Annotated in this window: 16 protein-coding genes; 8 read left to right on the top strand and 8 right to left on the bottom strand. The window is 43.0% G+C overall.

Going from position 1 to position 19,311, the window contains the following annotated elements; translation table 11 throughout:
• The first annotated feature begins 15 nt into the window (after positions 1–15).
• The gene (locus tag NI389_RS04115; RefSeq protein WP_308361726.1) at positions 16–444 is read left to right on the top strand and encodes an organic hydroperoxide resistance protein; all 429 of its coding nucleotides are present in this window, start codon (positions 16–18) and stop codon (positions 442–444) included.
• Between the two features lie 138 nt (positions 445–582).
• Complete coding sequence (locus NI389_RS04110; protein ID WP_308361725.1) at positions 583–969, top strand: rhodanese-like domain-containing protein; 387 nt, start codon at positions 583–585, stop codon at positions 967–969.
• Between the two features lie 67 nt (positions 970–1,036).
• Here NI389_RS04110 and NI389_RS04105 read toward each other — a convergent pair whose 3' ends face one another.
• On the bottom strand, positions 1,037–2,014 hold the full coding sequence (locus NI389_RS04105) for a hypothetical protein (protein ID WP_308361724.1): 978 nt from the start codon (positions 2,012–2,014) through the stop codon (positions 1,037–1,039).
• Between the two features lie 570 nt (positions 2,015–2,584).
• Positions 2,585–4,552, bottom strand: a complete 1,968-nt coding sequence (locus tag NI389_RS04100) for a methyl-accepting chemotaxis protein (RefSeq protein WP_308361723.1) — start codon at positions 4,550–4,552, stop codon at positions 2,585–2,587.
• A gap of 236 nt (positions 4,553–4,788) precedes the next feature.
• Here NI389_RS04100 and NI389_RS04095 point away from each other — a divergent pair, with 236 nt between their 5' ends.
• Complete coding sequence (locus NI389_RS04095) at positions 4,789–6,744, top strand: methyl-accepting chemotaxis protein (RefSeq protein ID WP_308361722.1); 1,956 nt, start codon at positions 4,789–4,791, stop codon at positions 6,742–6,744.
• Between the two features lie 102 nt (positions 6,745–6,846).
• On the opposite strand, the gene NI389_RS04090 is transcribed toward NI389_RS04095, so the two are convergent.
• Complete coding sequence (locus NI389_RS04090) at positions 6,847–7,542, bottom strand: TorF family putative porin (protein ID WP_308361721.1); 696 nt, start codon at positions 7,540–7,542, stop codon at positions 6,847–6,849.
• A gap of 365 nt (positions 7,543–7,907) precedes the next feature.
• On the opposite strand from NI389_RS04090, the gene NI389_RS04085 reads away from it, so the two are divergent.
• Positions 7,908–10,025 carry a methyl-accepting chemotaxis protein gene (locus tag NI389_RS04085; protein WP_308361720.1) on the top strand — a complete coding sequence of 706 codons (2,118 nt, stop codon included), beginning with the start codon at positions 7,908–7,910 and terminating at the stop codon, positions 10,023–10,025.
• Positions 10,026–10,103: 78 nt separating this feature from the next.
• Positions 10,104–10,526, top strand: a complete 423-nt coding sequence (locus NI389_RS04080) for a GFA family protein (RefSeq protein WP_308361719.1) — start codon at positions 10,104–10,106, stop codon at positions 10,524–10,526.
• Between the two features lie 6 nt (positions 10,527–10,532).
• Here the strand turns inward: NI389_RS04080 and thpR are convergent, their stop codons facing one another.
• Positions 10,533–11,063, bottom strand: a complete 531-nt coding sequence (thpR, locus tag NI389_RS04075; RefSeq protein ID WP_308361718.1) for an RNA 2',3'-cyclic phosphodiesterase — start codon at positions 11,061–11,063, stop codon at positions 10,533–10,535.
• Positions 11,064–11,170: 107 nt separating this feature from the next.
• Here thpR and NI389_RS04070 point away from each other — a divergent pair, with 107 nt between their 5' ends.
• Together NI389_RS04070 and NI389_RS04065 are read left to right on the top strand one after the other, a co-directional pair.
• Complete coding sequence (locus NI389_RS04070) at positions 11,171–11,575, top strand: hypothetical protein (RefSeq protein WP_208843759.1); 405 nt, start codon at positions 11,171–11,173, stop codon at positions 11,573–11,575.
• Between the two features lie 152 nt (positions 11,576–11,727).
• Positions 11,728–12,336 (top strand): 1-acyl-sn-glycerol-3-phosphate acyltransferase, encoded by a 609-nt coding sequence (locus NI389_RS04065; protein WP_308361717.1) that lies wholly within the window; start codon positions 11,728–11,730, stop codon positions 12,334–12,336.
• Here the strand turns inward: NI389_RS04065 and NI389_RS04060 are convergent.
• The gene (locus NI389_RS04060; protein WP_308361716.1) at positions 12,326–13,726 is read right to left on the bottom strand and encodes an MBL fold metallo-hydrolase; all 1,401 of its coding nucleotides are present in this window, start codon (positions 13,724–13,726) and stop codon (positions 12,326–12,328) included. The genes NI389_RS04065 and NI389_RS04060 overlap by 11 nt on opposite strands.
• A gap of 166 nt (positions 13,727–13,892) precedes the next feature.
• Between NI389_RS04060 and NI389_RS04055 the strand changes: the two genes are divergently transcribed.
• On the top strand, positions 13,893–14,915 hold the full coding sequence (locus NI389_RS04055; RefSeq protein ID WP_308361715.1) for an acyltransferase family protein: 1,023 nt from the start codon (positions 13,893–13,895) through the stop codon (positions 14,913–14,915).
• A gap of 67 nt (positions 14,916–14,982) precedes the next feature.
• Here NI389_RS04055 and NI389_RS04050 read toward each other — a convergent pair whose 3' ends face one another.
• The 3 genes from NI389_RS04050 to NI389_RS04040 are packed head-to-tail and all read right to left on the bottom strand — an operon-like array spanning position 14,983 to position 19,199.
• Positions 14,983–16,935 carry a pre-peptidase C-terminal domain-containing protein gene (locus NI389_RS04050; RefSeq protein WP_308361714.1) on the bottom strand — a complete coding sequence of 651 codons (1,953 nt, stop codon included), beginning with the start codon at positions 16,933–16,935 and terminating at the stop codon, positions 14,983–14,985.
• Positions 16,936–16,944: 9 nt separating this feature from the next.
• On the bottom strand, positions 16,945–17,664 hold the full coding sequence (locus NI389_RS04045; RefSeq protein ID WP_308361713.1) for an Lcl C-terminal domain-containing protein: 720 nt from the start codon (positions 17,662–17,664) through the stop codon (positions 16,945–16,947).
• Positions 17,661–19,199 (bottom strand): ethylbenzene dehydrogenase-related protein, encoded by a 1,539-nt coding sequence (locus tag NI389_RS04040; RefSeq protein WP_308361712.1) that lies wholly within the window; start codon positions 19,197–19,199, stop codon positions 17,661–17,663. The genes NI389_RS04045 and NI389_RS04040 overlap by 4 nt, the downstream gene beginning before the upstream one ends.
• Between the last annotated feature and the right edge of the window lie 112 nt (positions 19,200–19,311).

Genomic DNA, 19,311 nt, shown 5'->3' with positions numbered 1-19,311 from the left:
AATTGGAGAGATAAAATGAAAACACTTTTAACTACAGCTTACACAGCATATGCTCAGGCAACAGGTGGTCGTGAAGGAACAGCTAAGTCAAATGACGGTCGTTTGGCGGTTTCGCTGTCGACACCTAAAGCATTGGGTGGTGATGATGGACAAGGAACAAATCCTGAACAACTTTTTGCTGCGGGTTACGCTGCATGCTTCATCGGAGCATTGAAATTTGTATCTGGACAAGAAAAAGTGGCTTTGCCTAAAGATGTTACGATTGATTCAGAAGTGGCGATAGGTCCAATTGAAGGTGGATTTGGTATCGCTGTTGTGCTTAACGTGCACATCCCTGGATTTGAACAAGCTGCGGCAGAAGCATTAGTTGAAAAAGCGCACCAAGTTTGTCCTTATTCAAATGCAACTCGTGGCAACATTGATGTGAAATTAAACGTTCTATAAGCGTCTTAACAATCGTTAGTCAAACAAATTACGTTGGTGGTAAAAATATGCAACTGCCAACGCAATTTGAGTTCCACTTACTTTAATGTATTGTCATACTGAATCTACAAGCATATTCAATGTATTTGAGGGATTAGTATGAACAAACTCGCCATTATTGCACTTTTCATTAGCTGCTTTTCATTCGCAAACGAAGCACCAAAAACGGTTTCTGCTGAGCAACTACTCATCAATCAGATGACTTCAGAGCCATATCTTATTATTGATGTACGTACTCAAGACGAATTCAGTGAAGGTCATCTTAAAGGTGCTATCAATGTTCCATTTAATGAAATTGAACAGCATCAATCTATACTCAATGACTTGGTTGGTAAGCGAGCTGTTGTTTATTGTCGATCAGGAAGAAGGGCTGGAATCTTTATCGATGCGATGCAAGATAAGGGCATCGAACTTTTTCATTTAAATGGGGATTATCAAGGCTGGACAAAAGCGGCATTACCCGTTGTGAAAGCAAGTAATAACTAAATTTACTTTATCTTAATTTTAAAGGGCGTAATCATTTTGTTACGGCCCTTTACAGTAAAGAAATATTTTATTGGTTCTTTTTTAGATTTTCAGCAAGAGGTTTTAGTTCATTTGCTTTTGCAATTATTTGATCTTTAAATTTAAATGCTACTCCTGCAAGAGCGAACAAGAAAATCCAACCCCAAAAACCACCAGAGCTACCTGAATCACCTAAAGATGATACATAAGCACCATCAGATTGAATAAATACGGGTATCTGTTGATTCCCAGTGAAGATATTACTGAATTCCTGCGTATCAACTAAAATAAAGTTTTTATTAGGCAATGTACCATTTCTTTCATAGAAACCGTTTGGTTCCTTTAGCAGGGCAATCTTTCTTTGTGTAGCTGAACCCCAATCAGAACCTACGTAAATTGCGTAGTCGCCTGTAACGTTCACTAGGCGGTATCGGTCGCCATCTTCAGGGATCACTAAATACTCTGAAAAGTCGGACATGGACATGCCATCAAGAAGCTTCACTCTAACTTCCTCAAAGGATCCCAAGAAATTTGAATAGCCTGCATTTTCAGCAATTTCTTGTTTTTGAGCAGCTAGTTTTTCAGCTTGTTCTGTTAGAGCTTGTTCTTTCAGTCGTTCTTTTTCTATTCTGTCAGCTTCATCTTGCTTAATTTTTTGCAGTTTAGCTGCAATTTGCGTGTCACGTAACTTTAATCCATTTTGTAAAGATGAAACTCTTTGGTCGCAATCTGGAATAATAGTCTTGAAAGGTACGCCATTTTTGTATTCGAAAACAACAGACGCCGAACTTTGCATATAATTAGGAGAAATCTTGCTAAGTTCTTCCTTTGCTGTTTGGTAGGTTTCAATTCTTGAAAGCTGTTCTTTTATTGCTGAGTCGGCAGCAGAACGCATGTTTGCTGACCAATCAGGCTTCTTTATGCCACCACAAGCATCACTTACGTTTTGCATTAGTGTTGCCTCATTGTTTGCATAAAGATTAAATGAACTCGCTAACAGCGCGATAAGAGAGATTTTATTTTTCACAAATAATTCCTTGTTTTGGTTTTATTTCCATTATTCAATTGCTTTGAAAAGCGATTGGAATTTACATAAATAGCTAAGTTAAATCAATTTAAATTATTGTGACTTTGTGTTTTTAATTTAATTATATGCAATGGTGATGTGTACGCTTGGTGGTTTTTTTTGGTCGGGTTGGTGTTGTTTTGTTGTTTTTTTGTGAATCGAAATTATTGCTTTATCTTATTGTTTTTAAAAATTTAATATTAAGGTTTTATTTTAAGTTGCAAAATTGCTGGTGAAGCGAATAGTTGAATAGATTAATGAAATTTATTTTTCTCAAGAGTTAATAGGACTCTCCTTGTTTGCTAGTTGTGTTTATTTCCTTAGTTTTCGAGGTGTATGGTATTGGGTTGTCAGGAATGTCGTATTTAAATAATAGGTGCTTAAGTTGTTATTTAAGTTCTACATATTAAAGCCAATTTTAGGTATGGTTTAACTTGAGAATGAAATGAATAGGTGTACATCAATTTCGTATCCAAAATTATTTCGGATTTTTCACTTGCCTTGATAAGCCATTCCAATTCAATGGCTGGCTTAAAGTATAAAGTGAGCAACGTTGTTCAATAATACTCGATTGTTTTTCTCAAGTAGTTTTAGTTCATCCACTAAATCATGCATGTTTTTAATGACGGCATTTGTTTCTCGGCCTATTTCGCTTACCTGGTCACTAACATGATTTGCGGCAAGGCTTTGTTGGTCACTGGCACTATTAATTGAATCCAGTTGTCCTTTGATATGGCTGACTTGAGTTGAAACGCCTTTGATGTGGTCAAGCGCCTTGTCGCTGTTTGTCACCGTATGCGTGCTGGCTTCATGGATTTGCTTCATCACATCTTGGAGGGAAGCGGCTTCAAGCTTTATCGATTCAAGTACAACACCAATCTCGCCCGTTGCATCCTTAGAACGGATAGCGAGTTGCCTTACTTCGTCCGCCACAACAGCAAAACCTCGGCCGCTTTCACCGGCTCTTGCGGCTTCTATCGCTGCATTTAAGGCCAAAAGATTGGTTTGCTCTGCAATACTGTTGATGCTATCCAAAATGCTGACAATCGATTGGCTTTTATTGTTTAGGTGTTCGGCGCTTTCAAACGCTTTCTCATTCATCGCACGCAGAGAATCAATCGAGGATTTGGAATCATGCGTGATGGTTTGAGTCGTTGTGGCGTTTAACGCAAGTGTTTCGATGCTTGAAAGTGTATGGTGCATACTGGATTGGATGTCATCTGTACTTTGCGCAACTTGATTTGATGCGGTCACAATGGATTGCAGACTGACATTAGCGGCGGTCATTTCATCGTTTACGGAGGTAATGACGTGACCAACCGTTGCGACTTTATTCGAGACTTCTTCGATATTGTCTTTAAGCTGCTTTACCAGTTTTCCTTGAGAGGCAAGCACTCGGTCGACGGATTGACTAATTAACGCAAGTTCATCCGTGCTCTGGTCGTTAATCCTAACTGTGAGGTCCCCATTTTGTGTCACGGTCTCTAAAGTGCGTTGGATAGTGGCGAGTTTGGACGTAAGTCCTCTGATAACGCGTAGTGTGAAAAGGACAACAAATAAGCTTAACCCGATGATTAAAGTTGATTCGACCCAAAGCTTTGTTTGGCCACTCTCTATTTCCTGTCTTAAACTTTCGATCAGTTTGAGTTTGTGATTTTCAATCAACGCCTTTAGCTGACCAATGACCTCAGTCGACGTCCCAAACCACTCACTTGGTGTGGGTAGGCTTGCGGCGAGCATACCCTCAGGGGCTTGACTTAGCTCGGCTAAAATATCATCAACGAACTGTGCTTTTTGACTATTGAGTATAGTCTTAACGTTGTCAGCAAACTTGGGTTTGTTGACGGCAAGTTTGCTGTAACGAGTGAAAAACTCATAGTAGAGAATTAACTCTGATTGACTGGCTTTAGCGAGATGTTTAGACGCCAGTATCCCATTGGCCTTTCCTCGTAGTTGCCCCAAATGTTCTTTCGTTTTGGCAAGATAATAGAGACCTAACAAATCTTGACGTAACTCATCGTGTTCAAGACTTACGATGCTTTCCACCATTAAAGCGAGTGCCTTAGCATTTAAGTCTGAGTAAAACAAAAAAGCGGTGGGCGCTTTTCGGCTGTCAACGCCATGGCGAATGTTACTTTTGTGCTGAGCTTGAGTCTCTATAGCGTCAGTAAGAGACTGAAATGAGGACAGCACATCATTACTGAGCGTTTTTAATTTGGTTAAACTGCCATCCGCAATGCGCCGCTGTTCGTCTAATTTTGCTAAGGTGGCAGGGTTTCCACTGCCCACATAGCCTGCGGATAAGCCGCGTTCCACTGCAAATTGATGCGCAACATTGTCCGCCAGTAATGCGACTTCGACACGTTGACGGTCTTTCTCTAAACTAGCTAAGTGTTCGTAATCTGAATAGATTAAACTAGATGAAACAATACATATGCCTGTCACGAAGACGAACGATAAAAAGTACAGCGCATGCTTAAAAGAGATATTGCTTAGCATGAATCGGCTTCCTTGATTCACAATCTATTCAAGTGAGTATTCACTAAATCTAGTAATGTTTTCGTAAATATTCAAAAAAACAAAATTGAAATTAAACAGCGAGTTGATTTCTAGTTGGGAAATTTTGTCTTTTCGCCTGAACCGTTAGTTTTAAGAATTCAGTACATTGACGGATTGAGGATTTTAACTCATACCTTTGTTTAACCTCGTTTTGATTGTGTTAGGGAAATCTAAGCATGTTAAAGAAGCTGCCACTCCACCAGTTGCTCGCGGTTTCATTTGGCTCAATGATAGTCCTGATCCTATTTCTGGCTGCCTTTTCTTACGTATCATTGACAAGTGGACATGATGGCTTTATCGAGTACCGAAAAATTGCCAGAAGCTCCAATGCTTTGTCACACATTCAAGGGAATTTATTGAATGTGAGAATATCCGCAGTTAAGTATTTAAAAGAACAGTCGCCTACGTTAATTACCGAATTCAATCAACGAACCAAATTGTTGGAAGATGAGCTCAACGCGTTGGAAAGCAAGTTCGACGATAAGGGTCTAATCTCGAGAATTGAACAGTCTTCTGTTGAAGTAAAAGAGTATGAAAAGGCGTTTTATCAAATCGTCGAGTTGTTCAACACGCGTGACAAACTGGTTAATGAACAGATGAATGTTGTCGGTTCAAATATGTATAAAGAAGTTCAGAAATTAGAGGAAGAATCTCAAAAACGAGAGAGCATTCAATTTCTGCATGAAGTGACCTTGCTGCAAGGTGACTTACTCAATGGCCGCTTGTTTGCTATGAAGTTTTTGGGAACCAATTCTGCAGAAGATTTCGGTGTTGCGAAGCGTGCGTTCGAAAATGTACGAGAAGAAGTTGCTCGAGTTCGGGTTTTAGCGGATACCGAGGACGAGCAGGCTGTGCTACAAAATTTAACCGTAGAGGTAGAAACCTATCTAAGTGCTTTGGCAAAAGTTCAAGAAACGATTCTTTCCCGTAATCAACTTATTAATAATAAACTCAATACAATAGGCCCTCGTATTGCCTCCGAGATCGAAGCCATTAAATTGGAATTGAAGCAACAACAAGACATCTTAGGCCCAAAAATCCAAGCTCAAAGTGAATCATCGGTCTTTTGGATAGAAGTGATAGCTGTTGTTGTTGTTGGCTTAGGTATGTTGTTTAGTTGGTTTAATACCAAAGTAATTAAAGCGCCAATTGGCGGAGAGCCGAGAGACATAGCCAAGATTGCGCAAAGAATTGCAAAGGGAGATTTGAGGGAAGCTTTGCATTCGGATGGAAGTCAGGCAAACATCTATAATTCAATGGCTCTGATGAACGAGTCATTGAGAGACATGATCACAAATATTTTTAGCAGTGCTCGGTCGCTATGTGGGACATCGGAACAAGTCAGCAAAATTACGGATGATTCTAAGCGTAATGCGGAAGATCAAATGGACCAGCTTACGCAAACATCAACCGCGATGGATGAAATGAGCACAACCGTTGCGGAAATTACACGTAACGCGCAAATGGCCTCAGAGGCTGCTTCTCATGCTGACGCAGCAACAGAAAGTGGTTTTAACGCAGTACATGACACAAAAGCGTCCATGGATGAGTTAGTTGAAAGTATTTCTCAGGTAAGCGATACCATTTCGAAATTGGCTCAAGAAACAGAGTCAGTTGGCTCCATTTTAGATGTTATTCGTGCAATCGCAGACCAAACAAACTTACTTGCACTCAATGCCGCGATTGAGGCTGCGCGAGCTGGAGAGCAAGGAAGGGGCTTTGCGGTTGTTGCTGACGAAGTGAGAAGCCTCGCAAGTCGGACTCAAAACAGTACTGAAGAGATCCATGGCATGATTTCAAATTTACAGAACGAGGCAAAAAAGGCTGTGGATGCGATGGGGCGAAACGTTAACTTTGTCACAACAACGTCGCAAAAAATGAACTCTGCGGAAGAAGCTCTAGGAACAATTTCGAGTGCGGTTGGGACGATGCGCGATATGAACGTGCAAATTGCCAGTGCATCTGAAGAGCAGAGTGTGGTGACGGCACAATTAACGCAAAGTGTGAAATTGATAAGTGACGGGGCGATTGGCACGGCTAAAGGGGCAGAACGTGCTAAACAAGAAGCCGAGAAGTTGCTTCAGTTGTCTCAAGAGCTTGAAGGTATCGTGGCGCAATTCAAATTACGTTAATGGATAAGGCTGTTGTTTAGAGGCTTCGCTGTTTTCTGAAAATGATGAATCAGAGACAAGTCCTTGGTGTTTATAAGAAGGCTGTCTCTGATTTCGGTATAATTAGAACGTGAATGCTTTGCTGATAGAAAGAAGAATTGCCGTGTCACCCCAGCGTTCTTTTAATGTTGTTGTGTGAACCCCTAAACCGATATCAAATCCATTGTAACTGGTGCGAGCCATGACTTGGCCATGCGTGAATGCTCGTTTTCCTTCCCAGTTCCAGGCGTCTAGGTTTGTGCTAGTTGATCTATCAACCGCCGCAAATACATTCCACTGGTCATTAATTGGAAAAGTATGAGCAGCTTGAATGATGTAGTGTCCCCCACCAAATCCAAAATAGTCCCACGCATACCAGAAGTTTAATTGTGAGTTTTGGTAGCTAAACTTCGCGTACACTTCTTGAAAGTTCAAATCGCTGGCCGTGTCATCGCCGTGGTAAGTATATTGATTTATTGCTGTATCAACGGTTATCCCATTATCCAATTCAGTGTAATAACCGACATAACCGTCAAATTCTAGCCATATTCCACTGCCATAATCGACATTAGATGACCAAAGACCTGCATAGACGCCATTACCAAAATCATAATTTAAGTTAGGTTGCAGCGCTGGTTTTTTGTCGGTTTGTGATACGCCGTTAAATAGGTAGTTGTTCACCAACGTGACAGTTGCGGACAAGTTTGCATGAGCGCTAAGCGGAGTGAGTAGGCAAGCAAAGACGATTGCACTTTTGGTGAGCTGACGAGGACGAGTCATGTCGTATTCTCCCATTTTTATTCAGATATAGAGGATGATGACAACTTAAAGGTAATCGGAAATATTCCAACTTGCCAAATATTTGTCCTCTACCATACTCAAGTTTATCGAACTTACCTGGTAAGTTTGATGACGTATAAGTGTGATTTTGTTGAGTTTCAACGTTGAAGAGTCGGTATCTTTCACTGAACAAGGGTGTTAGAAAAACAATGTCTTAATCTGCTGGAGTTCAGCAACGCGATACGATTAAAGGAAATAATGGCGCAAGATAGCTTTTATGTGAATGGAGTTGGCTAGTACACGATGTACAGCCAAACTTGACCACAAAATTGAATTAAATAATTAGACGTAAAAGGGAGCAAGAAATGCTTCAATTTCAATTTACTACTATGCGAGTACAAATAGCCGTCGTAGCCGCAAGTTGTTTAGTTTTAGCGGTTCTAGCGACGATTGCCTATGGGGTGATGAGTTCCTCCGCGCTATTTTCGAATCACAACCAAGCGAACGAAAAGTTATTTATAAAACAGGTTGATGAATCGCTGAAGGCTCAACTGTTACAACAAGCCGACCAAGTTGAAGTGCTTGTTACGGAAAGCCTCGGGGTTGCAAGGGGACTTAGTGAAACGACATCTGCTGCAATCAAAACCCGTATGCCATTAAGCCGAGAGCAATACAGTCAGTTTGTGAAAGAAGCGATGCTGTCACATAAATCGCTGCTTGGTGCTTACATTGTTTGGGAGCCAAATGCGGTTGATGGACGAGACGCGGAATTTGCCAATAACTCAAATCACTCAACGGAAACAGGACAGTTCGGACCCTATTGGACGCGCGGCAGTGGCGGAAATTTGGATATCCAACCTGTAACGGCAGATGACGTGTATAACGAAAGCCGCAATAGCCGAGGTTTACGTTTAAATGAATGGTATCTGTGTCCACGAGATAAAAAGTCGAGCTGTATTACCGATCCGGCTGTTTGGGATGTGCAAGGCGTGCCAACCTTAATGACGTCAATTGTTCATCCGATTTATATCAACAACGAATTTAAGGGATTAACAGGTGTTGATATTTCCATGGCGTTTTTGCAGAAATTACTGGAAGATTTAGATGTGGAATTGTTTGCAGGACAAGGTGCACTAAAGCTTGTTTCAAACAAAGGTTATTGGGTTGCGGATACAGAAAATCCCAACGTGGTTGGCAGCATGCTTGATGACGCAAAATGGCAGTCGGTAGAGCCGCTTATTGAAGCTGCAACACCAAGATTCGTCGAAATGGGGGAAGATTACGTCGTCACCGTGCCAATAAAGTTTGATGCATTTAAAACACCTTGGCTGCTTGAGTACCGAGTGCCAAAACGAGTCGTGTTAGCAGAAGTTGTCGCCATGCAAACAGCACTTGAACAAGAGTTCAACCAAAGCACGGCATTACAACTTATACTCGCCGCGGTAATTGCAGCTGCGGGTGTCTCAATTTTGTATGTAGTTGCTGGACAGATAGCAAGGCCGTTGCAACTATTGACCGACAAGGTAGAGGAATTAGCCACGTCGGACGGTGATTTAACCAGTCGCGTAGAGATCAATCGTAAAGATGAGATAGGACAACTTGCGTCCGCGCTAAACCTCTTTTTAGATAAAACCCATCGAATTGTTGGTGATACAGCCACACTCGTAAGCTCTCTTCGTCAGTCGTCGGATGTTAGTGCGGAAATATCAACACGCACAAACCATGAAATTAGTCTCCAACAACAGGCGATTGAGCAAGTAGTGACTGCTGTGACGGAAATGTCGGCGACGGCCTCTGAAGTGGCCGGGCAGGCGTCAAGAACTGCCGATTTAGCGAATGAAGCGACGCTCTCGGTAAAAGAAGGTGATGTCTCCGTTGCTCAAACTGAGCAGGTAGTCACAACCTTAAGCACAAGTATGATTGAAGCGTGTGAGTTGATGGTACAGCTAGAAAAGTCGAGCACGAGTATCAACAGCATTGTGGAAGTGATCCGTAATATTTCCGAACAAACCAATCTACTTGCGTTAAATGCTGCTATCGAAGCTGCTCGCGCAGGTGAACAAGGCCGTGGGTTTGCGGTAGTTGCAGATGAAGTGCGGAATTTAGCGTCTCGTACTCAGGCATCGACCGTTGAAATTCAAGGGATCATCAGCGAGCTCACTGGGTGTACTCAACAGGCTGTGTCTGCGATGAATCAAAACCAAGAAATGGTCGAAAATTGCAAGCAAAGCGCCGCAGATGCGAAAGCAAAACTTGATTTAGCCATCGCTGCAGCGGCACAAATTAGTGATGCTGCGACACAAATTGCCAGTGCGGCTGAAGAACAAAGCGTCGTCAGTGAAGATATAAATCAGAACGTGACGAACATTAGCGGTGCTGTTCACAGCTTGAATCAAGCCGCGTCGGATGCGGCTGCACAAAGTAAGCTTATTGCACAAGTTGCCAAAGATATTAATAAGCAAATAGGTAAATTTAAATACTAGTCGACTGTTGCAGCGGATAGACATGACGAGTGTTCACCGTTTTGGTCGTCTTTTAAGTAATTTTTTTAAGGAAAGTAGATGAGTAATCCGTTGCGAGTTCAATGTCTTTGTAAAGCCGTGACAGTTGAGACGTCAGAATTAAAACCCCATGTTGGGGCTTGTCACTGCTCAATGTGTCGGAAATGGGGTGGTGGGCCATTTTTGGCAGTGGAAAGTCAAGGGCAAGTCACTGTGACGCCGACAGACGCGGTATCGGTCTTTTCGTCATCGGAATGGGCTGAGCGTGGATTTTGTAAAGCCTGTGGTACTCATCTTTTCTATCGATTGAAGGCGAATAACCACTACATTCTGCCCGCTGGGCTTTTCGCCGAGGAAGGAGAATTGACGTTCGATCATCAAATTTTTATTGATGAAAAGCCTACCTATTATGATTTTGCCAATGAGACGAAAACGATGACAGGCAAAGAAGTGTTTGAACAATTCGCGAATCTACCTGAATAAATCTATCTAACTCAGTAAGAATGTTTTAATGGGCTCATAAATGAGCCCATTTTCATTTCGGTGTGAATGATAAAGGTAGAATCTATTAACAGGAATGACCAGTGGCATAATGGGGTTTACCACTTCAGGTTGCTTTTTCGCCCCACGGCATAAGGTGATGTGCGGAGAGAATGGATGTGGATTGGTGTAAATATTCAACTTTTCGCCGTAATCGCGCAGTGGCTCCGCAAGCGCGGATAACGCAGTTGGCGGTGAGTTTGGCTTCAAATAAAATATCCCGGAATGTTGCCAGTAAGCGGATTCTTCGAAGGATAACGAAAACGGAGTTACGTTCAGCTTAGTTGCATACTCAATTAAGGCTTGAGCATCGTCATCAGTAACCATGCCATAAAACGCAAGCGTAAGATGCAAATTGTAGGGGGCAGTGAAAGGGCGTGAAGTATTAACGCTATGCAGTAACCACGCCGAAACTAGCTCAACTGCTTGGCTTTCTAGGCCAATTCCAAAAAACAATCGACGCTTACCTGTTTCCAACATCAAACCTCATTAACAAAAAGTAAATAAATAGTATATAAAACGATCATCTGGAAATGACCTAATAGCACTGCAATACATTCTATTTTATCAACAAAGGAACTACAAAAATGAAAACAAGTATCGCACTTGCAGTATTAGCTACATTGACGTTATCTGTTCAAGCTGAAACATTATCACTAAAAGCATCAAATGCAGAAGGCGCTGCGTTTGAGCGTGCTGAACTATCTATGGTTGAACAAAATGGCACATTGGCGACGGGTGCTGTCACTTACTATGGTCCAAAAGTATGGGTTAATGGTAACCTTCGTTCGTTCTTCGTAAATCCAACAAACGGCAATCAATTCTGTGAAGAACGTGGTCACAATCAAGAAGTTTCGGGCAGCACGATTCTTTGCGGTGAAGACGAATCTAGCTATGCAACATACGACTGGTACGGTAAAGCGTGGACTTCTTCAAGCACAGGTAGCAAAAACCAGTGTTATCAATTGTACGCAACAATTAAATGTCAATAATCACAATGTACGCGATGATTAATAGGTAGACGGGACAGTTTGTTTCTTGCTCTATTTATTAACTTTCACGAAATTGAGGCTAACTTTTCTCATCTGGCATCTATTTGCACCAAACTGGTGCTATGCTAAAGTGTAAAGAAAAAAGTTAGCCTATGAACATAAACATTCCAGCGTGTATTCCACGAACAAATAGTCGTGTCGGCCGCCTTATCGGAGATTTCGCCCTAAAATGTATGGGTTGGAAGGTGTCGGGGAGTTTTCCTGAGCACGCAAAATTTGTTGCTGCTGTTGCACCTCATACGTCCAACTGGGATTTCATTATTGGCATTGCGGTCAAATTGTCGCTCGGTGTTAAGATCCGCTTTTTAGGTAAACACACCATCTTTGTTGGGCCTGTCGGTTGGTTGTTAAAACACTGGGGTGGAATTCCCGTCGACAGACGTTCAGCGCATGGTGTGGTGGGCGAAGCCAAAGCCATTTTTGAACATAATGAGCAGCTCATTTTAGGGTTGGCGCCTGAAGGCACACGAAAATACAGCCCAGAATGGAAAAGTGGTTTTCTCTATATCGCCAAAGAAGCAAACGTCCCCGTTGTCCCAATGGCACTTGATTACCGTACAAAAACGTTTGTTGTGCTGCCCGCAGAACTAGTGGGGGATAATATCGAGGAAGAATTACAACGATTTAAAGCGTTATTCCCAATTGAAATGGCCAAATACCCTAAACAGGTTTCTGGCCAACGAATGGACTCTAGAAACTAAACAGCTCACCTTCATGTGGGATCATGGCTTTGACGTGGTGGTCGCTCCAAAGCGATTGCGCCAGTGATTCCAACGCACTGACTTCGCCATGAACGAGGATCGTTTTTGGCGAATCTTTGAAATGTTGTTGCCATTCCATTAGCTGTGTTTTACCTGCGTGAGCGGAGAATCCACCCAACGTTTCAATTTGCGCTTTAACAGCAATCTGTTCACCAAATAGCTTAACGTGTTTAATGCCATCCACCAGTAACCGCCCTAAACTGTTGCGGGCTTGAAAGCCAACAAAAATAACAGTGGTATCGGTTCGCCAGAGGCGATGTTTAAAATGTTGGCGAATGCGACCACCGGTACACATTCCCGAGCCTGCAATGATTATCGCACCGCCTTTGATCCGGTTAAGTGCCATTGATTGGTCAGGGTCTGGCGTAAGGTGCAAATTAGGCAAGAAAGATTGCAATGAATCGTAGTTGTACTTGGCAAGATGATGCATCGCTTTCTTGTCCAACAGGGCTGCCCAGCGGTCGTAAATTTCAGTAACGGCAATAGCCATCGGACTATCTAAAAAAACTTGCCATCCTTCAAGTCTTCCTTGGTGATACAAACACCCCAAGTGAAATAGTAATTCTTGTGTCCGGCCAACTGCGAATGACGGGATCAGTACGTTGCCACCTTGCTTTTTTGCTTTGTCGAGCAAGTCCGCAAACTGGTTACATGTGTTGGTGTAGTTTCGATGGTCTCTGTCACCGTAGGTGCTTTCCATCATGAGTACATCCGCATGATAGACCATAGAGGGGGCTTTCATTAGCACGGTGTCAGGGTTCCCCAAGTCTCCAGAAAAGACCAGTACTTTGCGTTCCCCACGTTCGGTAAGCGTGAGTTCAACAATCGAAGATCCTAAAATATGGCCTGCATCTCTAAATTTAAGTACGCCAGCGGAGCCAATTGAAATGGATTCTAAGTAATCGTACGTTTGGCAAAGCGACAAGGTTTTTTGAACATCTGTTTGTTCTATAATCGGTTGAAGCGGACCTTCACCTTGTCTAGCTCGCCGGATATTTTCTCTTTCAAGATCGTGTAAATAGATGGATACGGCGTCTTTGAGCATGATTTCAAGTAAGGCTTTGGTGGCGTGAGTACAATAAATTCGGCCATGAAAACCTTGTCGAACCAATTTAGGCAACATGCCACTGTGGTCCAAATGGGCGTGTGACAAAATGACAGCATCAATCTGTTGTGGATTAAACGCAAATTGTTTTTGGTACAGTTCTCTATCATCCCCACCTTGTTCCATTCCGCAATCAAGGAGAACTTTCCCGATGGCCGTTGACTCGATAAGGTGGCAAGAGCCGGTCACTTGCTGCGCTGCGCCATGAAAATGAATTGTTGCCATATGCCTTCCTTTTTCTTAAAGCATACTCTTGTATATAGGCTAAGGTATTGCGATAAAACAAGAAAAGAGTAAAAGTACGATGCAAAAAAGTAGACTGCCTATCGACTAACTGATTGAATAGTCTATTTATTGTATAGTAAGCAGACTTGTGCCAAAGGGATGTTCGATGGAAATTAGAAAACTGAATGCGCTAAGGGCGCTGGCTGCGTTAATTGTGTTCTTTACTCATTTTAGTGATGTATCGTATTGGCTCTCTGGTCGATTAGGCGGCGGAGCTGGGGCTTATGGCGTGATGCTATTTTTTATGTTGAGCGGTTTTCTGATGGCGTATTTGTATTGTACGCAAACCTGTTCGGCGGTGAATGTACGACGTTATTTGATGGCGAGAATTGCTCGGATAGTGCCGCTTTATTTGGTTATTGTGATGGTCTCTTTTGTCCTTTCTCTAATGGATAACAACGGTCTGTATGCTATTCCAAATACCGCAGCGTTGATGGGGCATTTGTTGTTTTTATATGGCGATGGTGTGCTTTGGTCTATTTCGCCTGAGGTTCAATTCTATCTTGTGTTTATCGGGCTCTGGGCACTTGCAATGCATAGACCAGGGTTCATCTATTTGATTGTTGTTGTCGTCTTAATTGCACTCTTCTTCAGTAACTTCCCTAAAGTGTACGGTGAACTTTTTGGTATCCCTTACAACGAATTTAATGTGTTAAGAAGTTTGCCTTATTTTTTCGTCGGGGTGTTATTTGGCTTGAATCATCGCAAAATCGTCATTCCAGATTACTTGAAGTCACACTGGTTTATCTTAAGCCTTGCATTGATTGTATTGATGTACCCCTCATTCTCACCGATAACGTCAGAAGCTAAAAATCGAATGTGGTTAAGTTATGAGGTCTTACTGGTCATGGGTAGTATTTTTTTTGCCGTCCTCTATTTGGTGCCTGACACCAATGTTGTGCTGTCCAATAATCTCACTGACTTTTTAGGGAAGATCTCCTATTCACTCTACTTACTGCACCTGCCGATTATCCGAATCGTGGAAAATTGGGCGTTCAGCGCAGAATTCAAACTACTCGCGTCATTGAGCTTGAGTATTGCTTCGGCTTATTTATCGTTCCGATATTTTGAATATCCCGTTGCGCAATGGATCAAACGCCAAGCGAGTACTTCACGCTCTATGGCGTAAAGATCTGCTTGTTGAAATGCTACTCCCTTGAAGATGGGATTCTTTATCAAAGGAGTAGCGAATTGGTTTAGTAAGCGTAATTTAATGTTAAACCACTGTATGCCGCATAAGCGCGAACACCGATGTACCACGTGCCTGCTTTTGGCGTGTTTAACGTACATGTTTCGGTATTGCCATCTTTATATGGGCGGCAATCAAAGCTACCCGTTGAGGGTTCGTTTCCTTGACGTACATACAAATCAGCATCGCCTGTACCACCAGAGGTTTGTACTGTGAGCGACTTAACATTGGCTGGCAATTCAAATGACAAGCGGTACCATTCGTCTTTTGCAGCAGAAAGGTTTGTTTTGGTATCACCGCCATGAGGTTCAGTCGTCGTGCCAGATTGATACTGTGCTTTTAAGCTCAGTCCTACAAAGTCTTTATACGCATTCAACTGAATGTAATACGTACCTTGTTGCGGAGTTGCAATCGTGCAGGTTTCATTGTTACCCGTTTCATATGGACGACAGTCAAAGCTGTTGTCTGTTGGCTCTGAACCAAATTTCACGTACAAGTCGGCATCTCCAGTGCCTCCCGAACTGCTAACAACAAGGTTCGAAGCATTGTTGGGTACTTGCAGCGTAAAGTTTAGTTTTTGTGATTTTGCCGCAGACAAGCTGCTGCGAACTTCGCCGTTTTGCAATTCAGTTAGTTCAGGGTCAACAGGACCTTCGTCTTTTATTTTTACTAAACCATTGCTTGTTTTAACGAGCGTCATCGCATCGCCCACTGTAGCTGCGCTCCACCAGTTTACATTGGCTGGTAACGCCAGTGGGTCGGCGTCGCGAGCTGGTTGTGACAGCGCATCGGCATTGGCATCAAATTGAGCAGTACGCACAACTAATTCATCAGGCGTTACACTAATGACCTTAAATTGCTGAATACTCGCAAGATCGATAGTCCAATTCTTTGGATCATTCGCTGAGCGAGCTGGTGCACCCCAGCTACCCTCGCCGACGTAAACAGTTCCACCTGACGTGGTTGAGCTGAAATTACTACCAGAGGGTTGCACTGGGTAAGTTAGTTTATTGATGTGTGTGTCGGATTCCACAATTAAGTGCATACCTTTGCTGTAGAACAGGGATGCCCACCAATTATAAAGTGTCGTATTGTCTGATTTGCCGCTGTAATGCGGGAACATCGGCTTGTGATACTGGCCAAATTTCCACGCGCTCTGGCTGCTCGATAAATCATTACTAAGCCAGTTATTCATGGCGGTGGCATAACTTGACCACCCTGAGTTCTGGAATTGGCTATTTAACGTGTACACGCGCAATAGTGGCGAAATGTTTACTGCTCCGTATGTATCATTTGCATTACACTGACCATCTTGGTTGTAGTCAACACCAAACACCTCGCACAAGGTATTGAAGTTACCATCTTCGTGATTACCGTGTGTCGCAATAAACGGATAGATGCGCTTGTAACTTTGGCCATCAATCACGTCATCAGAGAAAGTTAGCTGCCAATCTTTTAAATATTCCGTCATTTCAGAGCTGTTATTGGCATTAGTGTAATCGCCACCATGCATGATAAACAACGGACGTAATTTGGCGATTAATTGATTACCCTGGCGGCGTGTTGTCCAGCCAGTGCGGGTATCACCGCCGGCGACTACTGTGAAACCTGAGCTATTACTTGGTGCGGTTTGAAACCACAGACGTTCGCCGCATCCTGTCGAATCGCAAACTCGGTAATACACTTTTGAGTTTGCGCTTAAGCCTGTTAATTTTACGAACTGGCTGGATAGACTTGAAAAGCTTCTGCTGGCAGTTACGTTGGCTCGTTGCCAAGTCGCTTCATTGTTTGAACTTCCCCACATGACGTGATGGTCGTTACCACCATTGGGTGTAAAACCGATTGTGGCTTGAGTCTGGGCATTGCCATCCCAAATCAGTCGATGGTATAGGCTTCCCGCTTCAGCGCTTAGTGAAAGCCCGACTGCTGTTAGGCTCACTAGCATGCTTACTTTATTCATTGTTGTTCCTTAGTTTTTGGTTGATAAAGCCAAGGCTTTACTCTTGATTTGTGATTGTTCAAGAGACACAGAATTGGCCGGTGTAAAATTGGTTTGCATGCTGGTGGTTGGTGTTTGGGCGTCTGCAACTAAGATAACAAAGGCGGCATTTCGATAGGGGAGTTCACGCAACTGCCAGTCATAGGGGTTAAACGCAAACGCGCCTTTTCCCAGACGTTTGAAGAATCCGGTCAATGAGACGTCAGCATCCGCTGTCCAATAGTCGCCGTCTTTGAGTCTAGGAAAATAGTCTTCGCTTAATAAAGGGCGATGAGCTCGGTCTTGGGGGCGATATAACGCATTGAGCTCCATCGATGTTGGTAAACGCCACGCTGCTTGTCCGCACAGTTGTTCTTGGTTAGTGGCTTGAATGAGGTCTTGCGTGTCACAACGGTCTTTCTTGAAATAACAGTCGCCTAAATTGGCTTGCCCTTTGCTTCCATCAAACCACGAATATGTCCAATCTGCTTGATGAATGGATTCGTCTTCTTGTTTGACTTCCCAATACAGGCCTAGCTGTCTATCAAAAACACAATGCCAAGGACCTTGCCATGGTTTCAGGCTTTCGCCTGATTTTGCCATTTTTGTAAAGCGAACATCAGGTTTTGGTTGTGGTTGGTTTTGCATCTGCTCATTTAATGCAAGCAGCGCAATGGCCGTAATCGCCGTGTAGATTAGCCGCTTCTTCATAGCGCGTTATCTCCTTGATAGGCCAATTTGATCCCCTGCATATGATGGGTATGAGCAATTTGTGCCCCATCAAATGCCGCTACCCATAAGCACACGCCGGACTTTAAGGCGACATCTTTGTCCGAATGAGTATCGTTTTTGCGTGCCATTTCAAGATGCCAGCGGCCATTCGCGTATTGAGCGTGAGCGCGTACGTCTGCTCTGTCGCCTTCAAAACGATTTGAGCGATATAAAACGGAAGGTAACGTTGCGCCGAGAGGGTACGTATCCTGCTGCGTTTGATAGGGGGCCGAGCCAAACCACGGAAGCACTTCCTCTGTGGAGTATTTGGTGGATGGATTTGGTAAACGTTTAGGGATAATGACGTCGTTTTTATACCATTGCCAATTCATGATATATGCGCCACTTTCTTTACCGTCGGTTTGATATCCGGCGGTGTAGCGCCGCTCACCCGTTCGAGGTGTGATAGGGGCGCCAAAGTAATTATCATCTGCAAGCATCATGTCGTTAGTGCGAATGGCTTTCCAGTGCCACACATCTCGGACATGGCCGTCTAAGCTTGCATGATAGCCTTTCTTGTGCCAATTACTGGGTTTATTTGTAAGGGGAGATGAACCCAAATGAACAACATTATCAGCGGCAAATTGACACGAATTTGAAAGCATGACCGCAAATTTGTCTTCATAATGTTGTTTTTCGTCAAATTGATAAAACCCGTTTTCAGTGACTTTCCAACCATCCGAGGTTTTCACTAGTGGCAAGTGAGATAGACTTTGTGTTTCATCAATCCACGTAAAATAAAAATAGCTCTCTTCGTTATTGTGTACAGCTTGGATGGTTACGGGTGTACTGCCATCATCGAAATTGACGCCTGAGTGCGTCATTACCGTCAATGTTGGCGTGGTTTTCCAAAACACTTCGTCAGCGATGCCGTCGATGGTGATAGGGACATCCTCGGGGATCGTCGGTACCTCTATAGCTTGATGTAAGGCGTCGCCAACTTTCGGAATGAACAGCCAAGTAATTGAAAGGGTAAATCCAAGTAGCATCAGGAGCGGGAAAGTCTGTTTAGTTATCCAAAGTTGGTTTAGCAGTTTTTTGCCATACTGAAGAAAATAAACATAGCTATGTAGTACGAGATAACCAATAACCCCCATTGCGACCCAGTAGTGAAGTGAAATCGGTAACCAAGTCGCGTCAAATGCTTTTGTAAGCCCGCTGACACCGGCCAGAAGAAGCAAGATATACCCTAACTTTTTAATTGAGCGATGATAACGTAGTGGCGTTTTCACTTTGATAGAAGGGATATTTCCACGCCGCTTTTTTAAAAAATAGAATGGATAGCTTAGGATACATAAAATTAACAACCCAGATGAAAATAGATGCCAAACATGCACGAGACCTTGAGGTAAAAGACCATCAAAGAAAAGCCACGTTTCGTGCGTTAAACTGGCAATCCTAAGCCCTGTAAGCAATGAAATCAGCACAGAGATCGTTACTAAGGTGTGAAGAAAAACAAATATAAAACGTTGCATAGGGTCTACTCAAACTCAAAACCGAGCGCAGATTAGTTTCTAATTCTTACACTAATATTGCCAAAATGTTAACTCAAGGTAATTTTCTATTCTTTTTTGTGTGAGGTTTATA

The sequence above is a fragment of the Pseudoalteromonas xiamenensis genome (assembly GCF_030994125.1).
GTDB classification, from domain to species: domain Bacteria; phylum Pseudomonadota; class Gammaproteobacteria; order Enterobacterales; family Alteromonadaceae; genus Pseudoalteromonas; species Pseudoalteromonas xiamenensis_B.
Note: the sequence above shows the minus strand (reverse complement) of the source record. Positions and strands in the feature narration are given on the sequence as shown.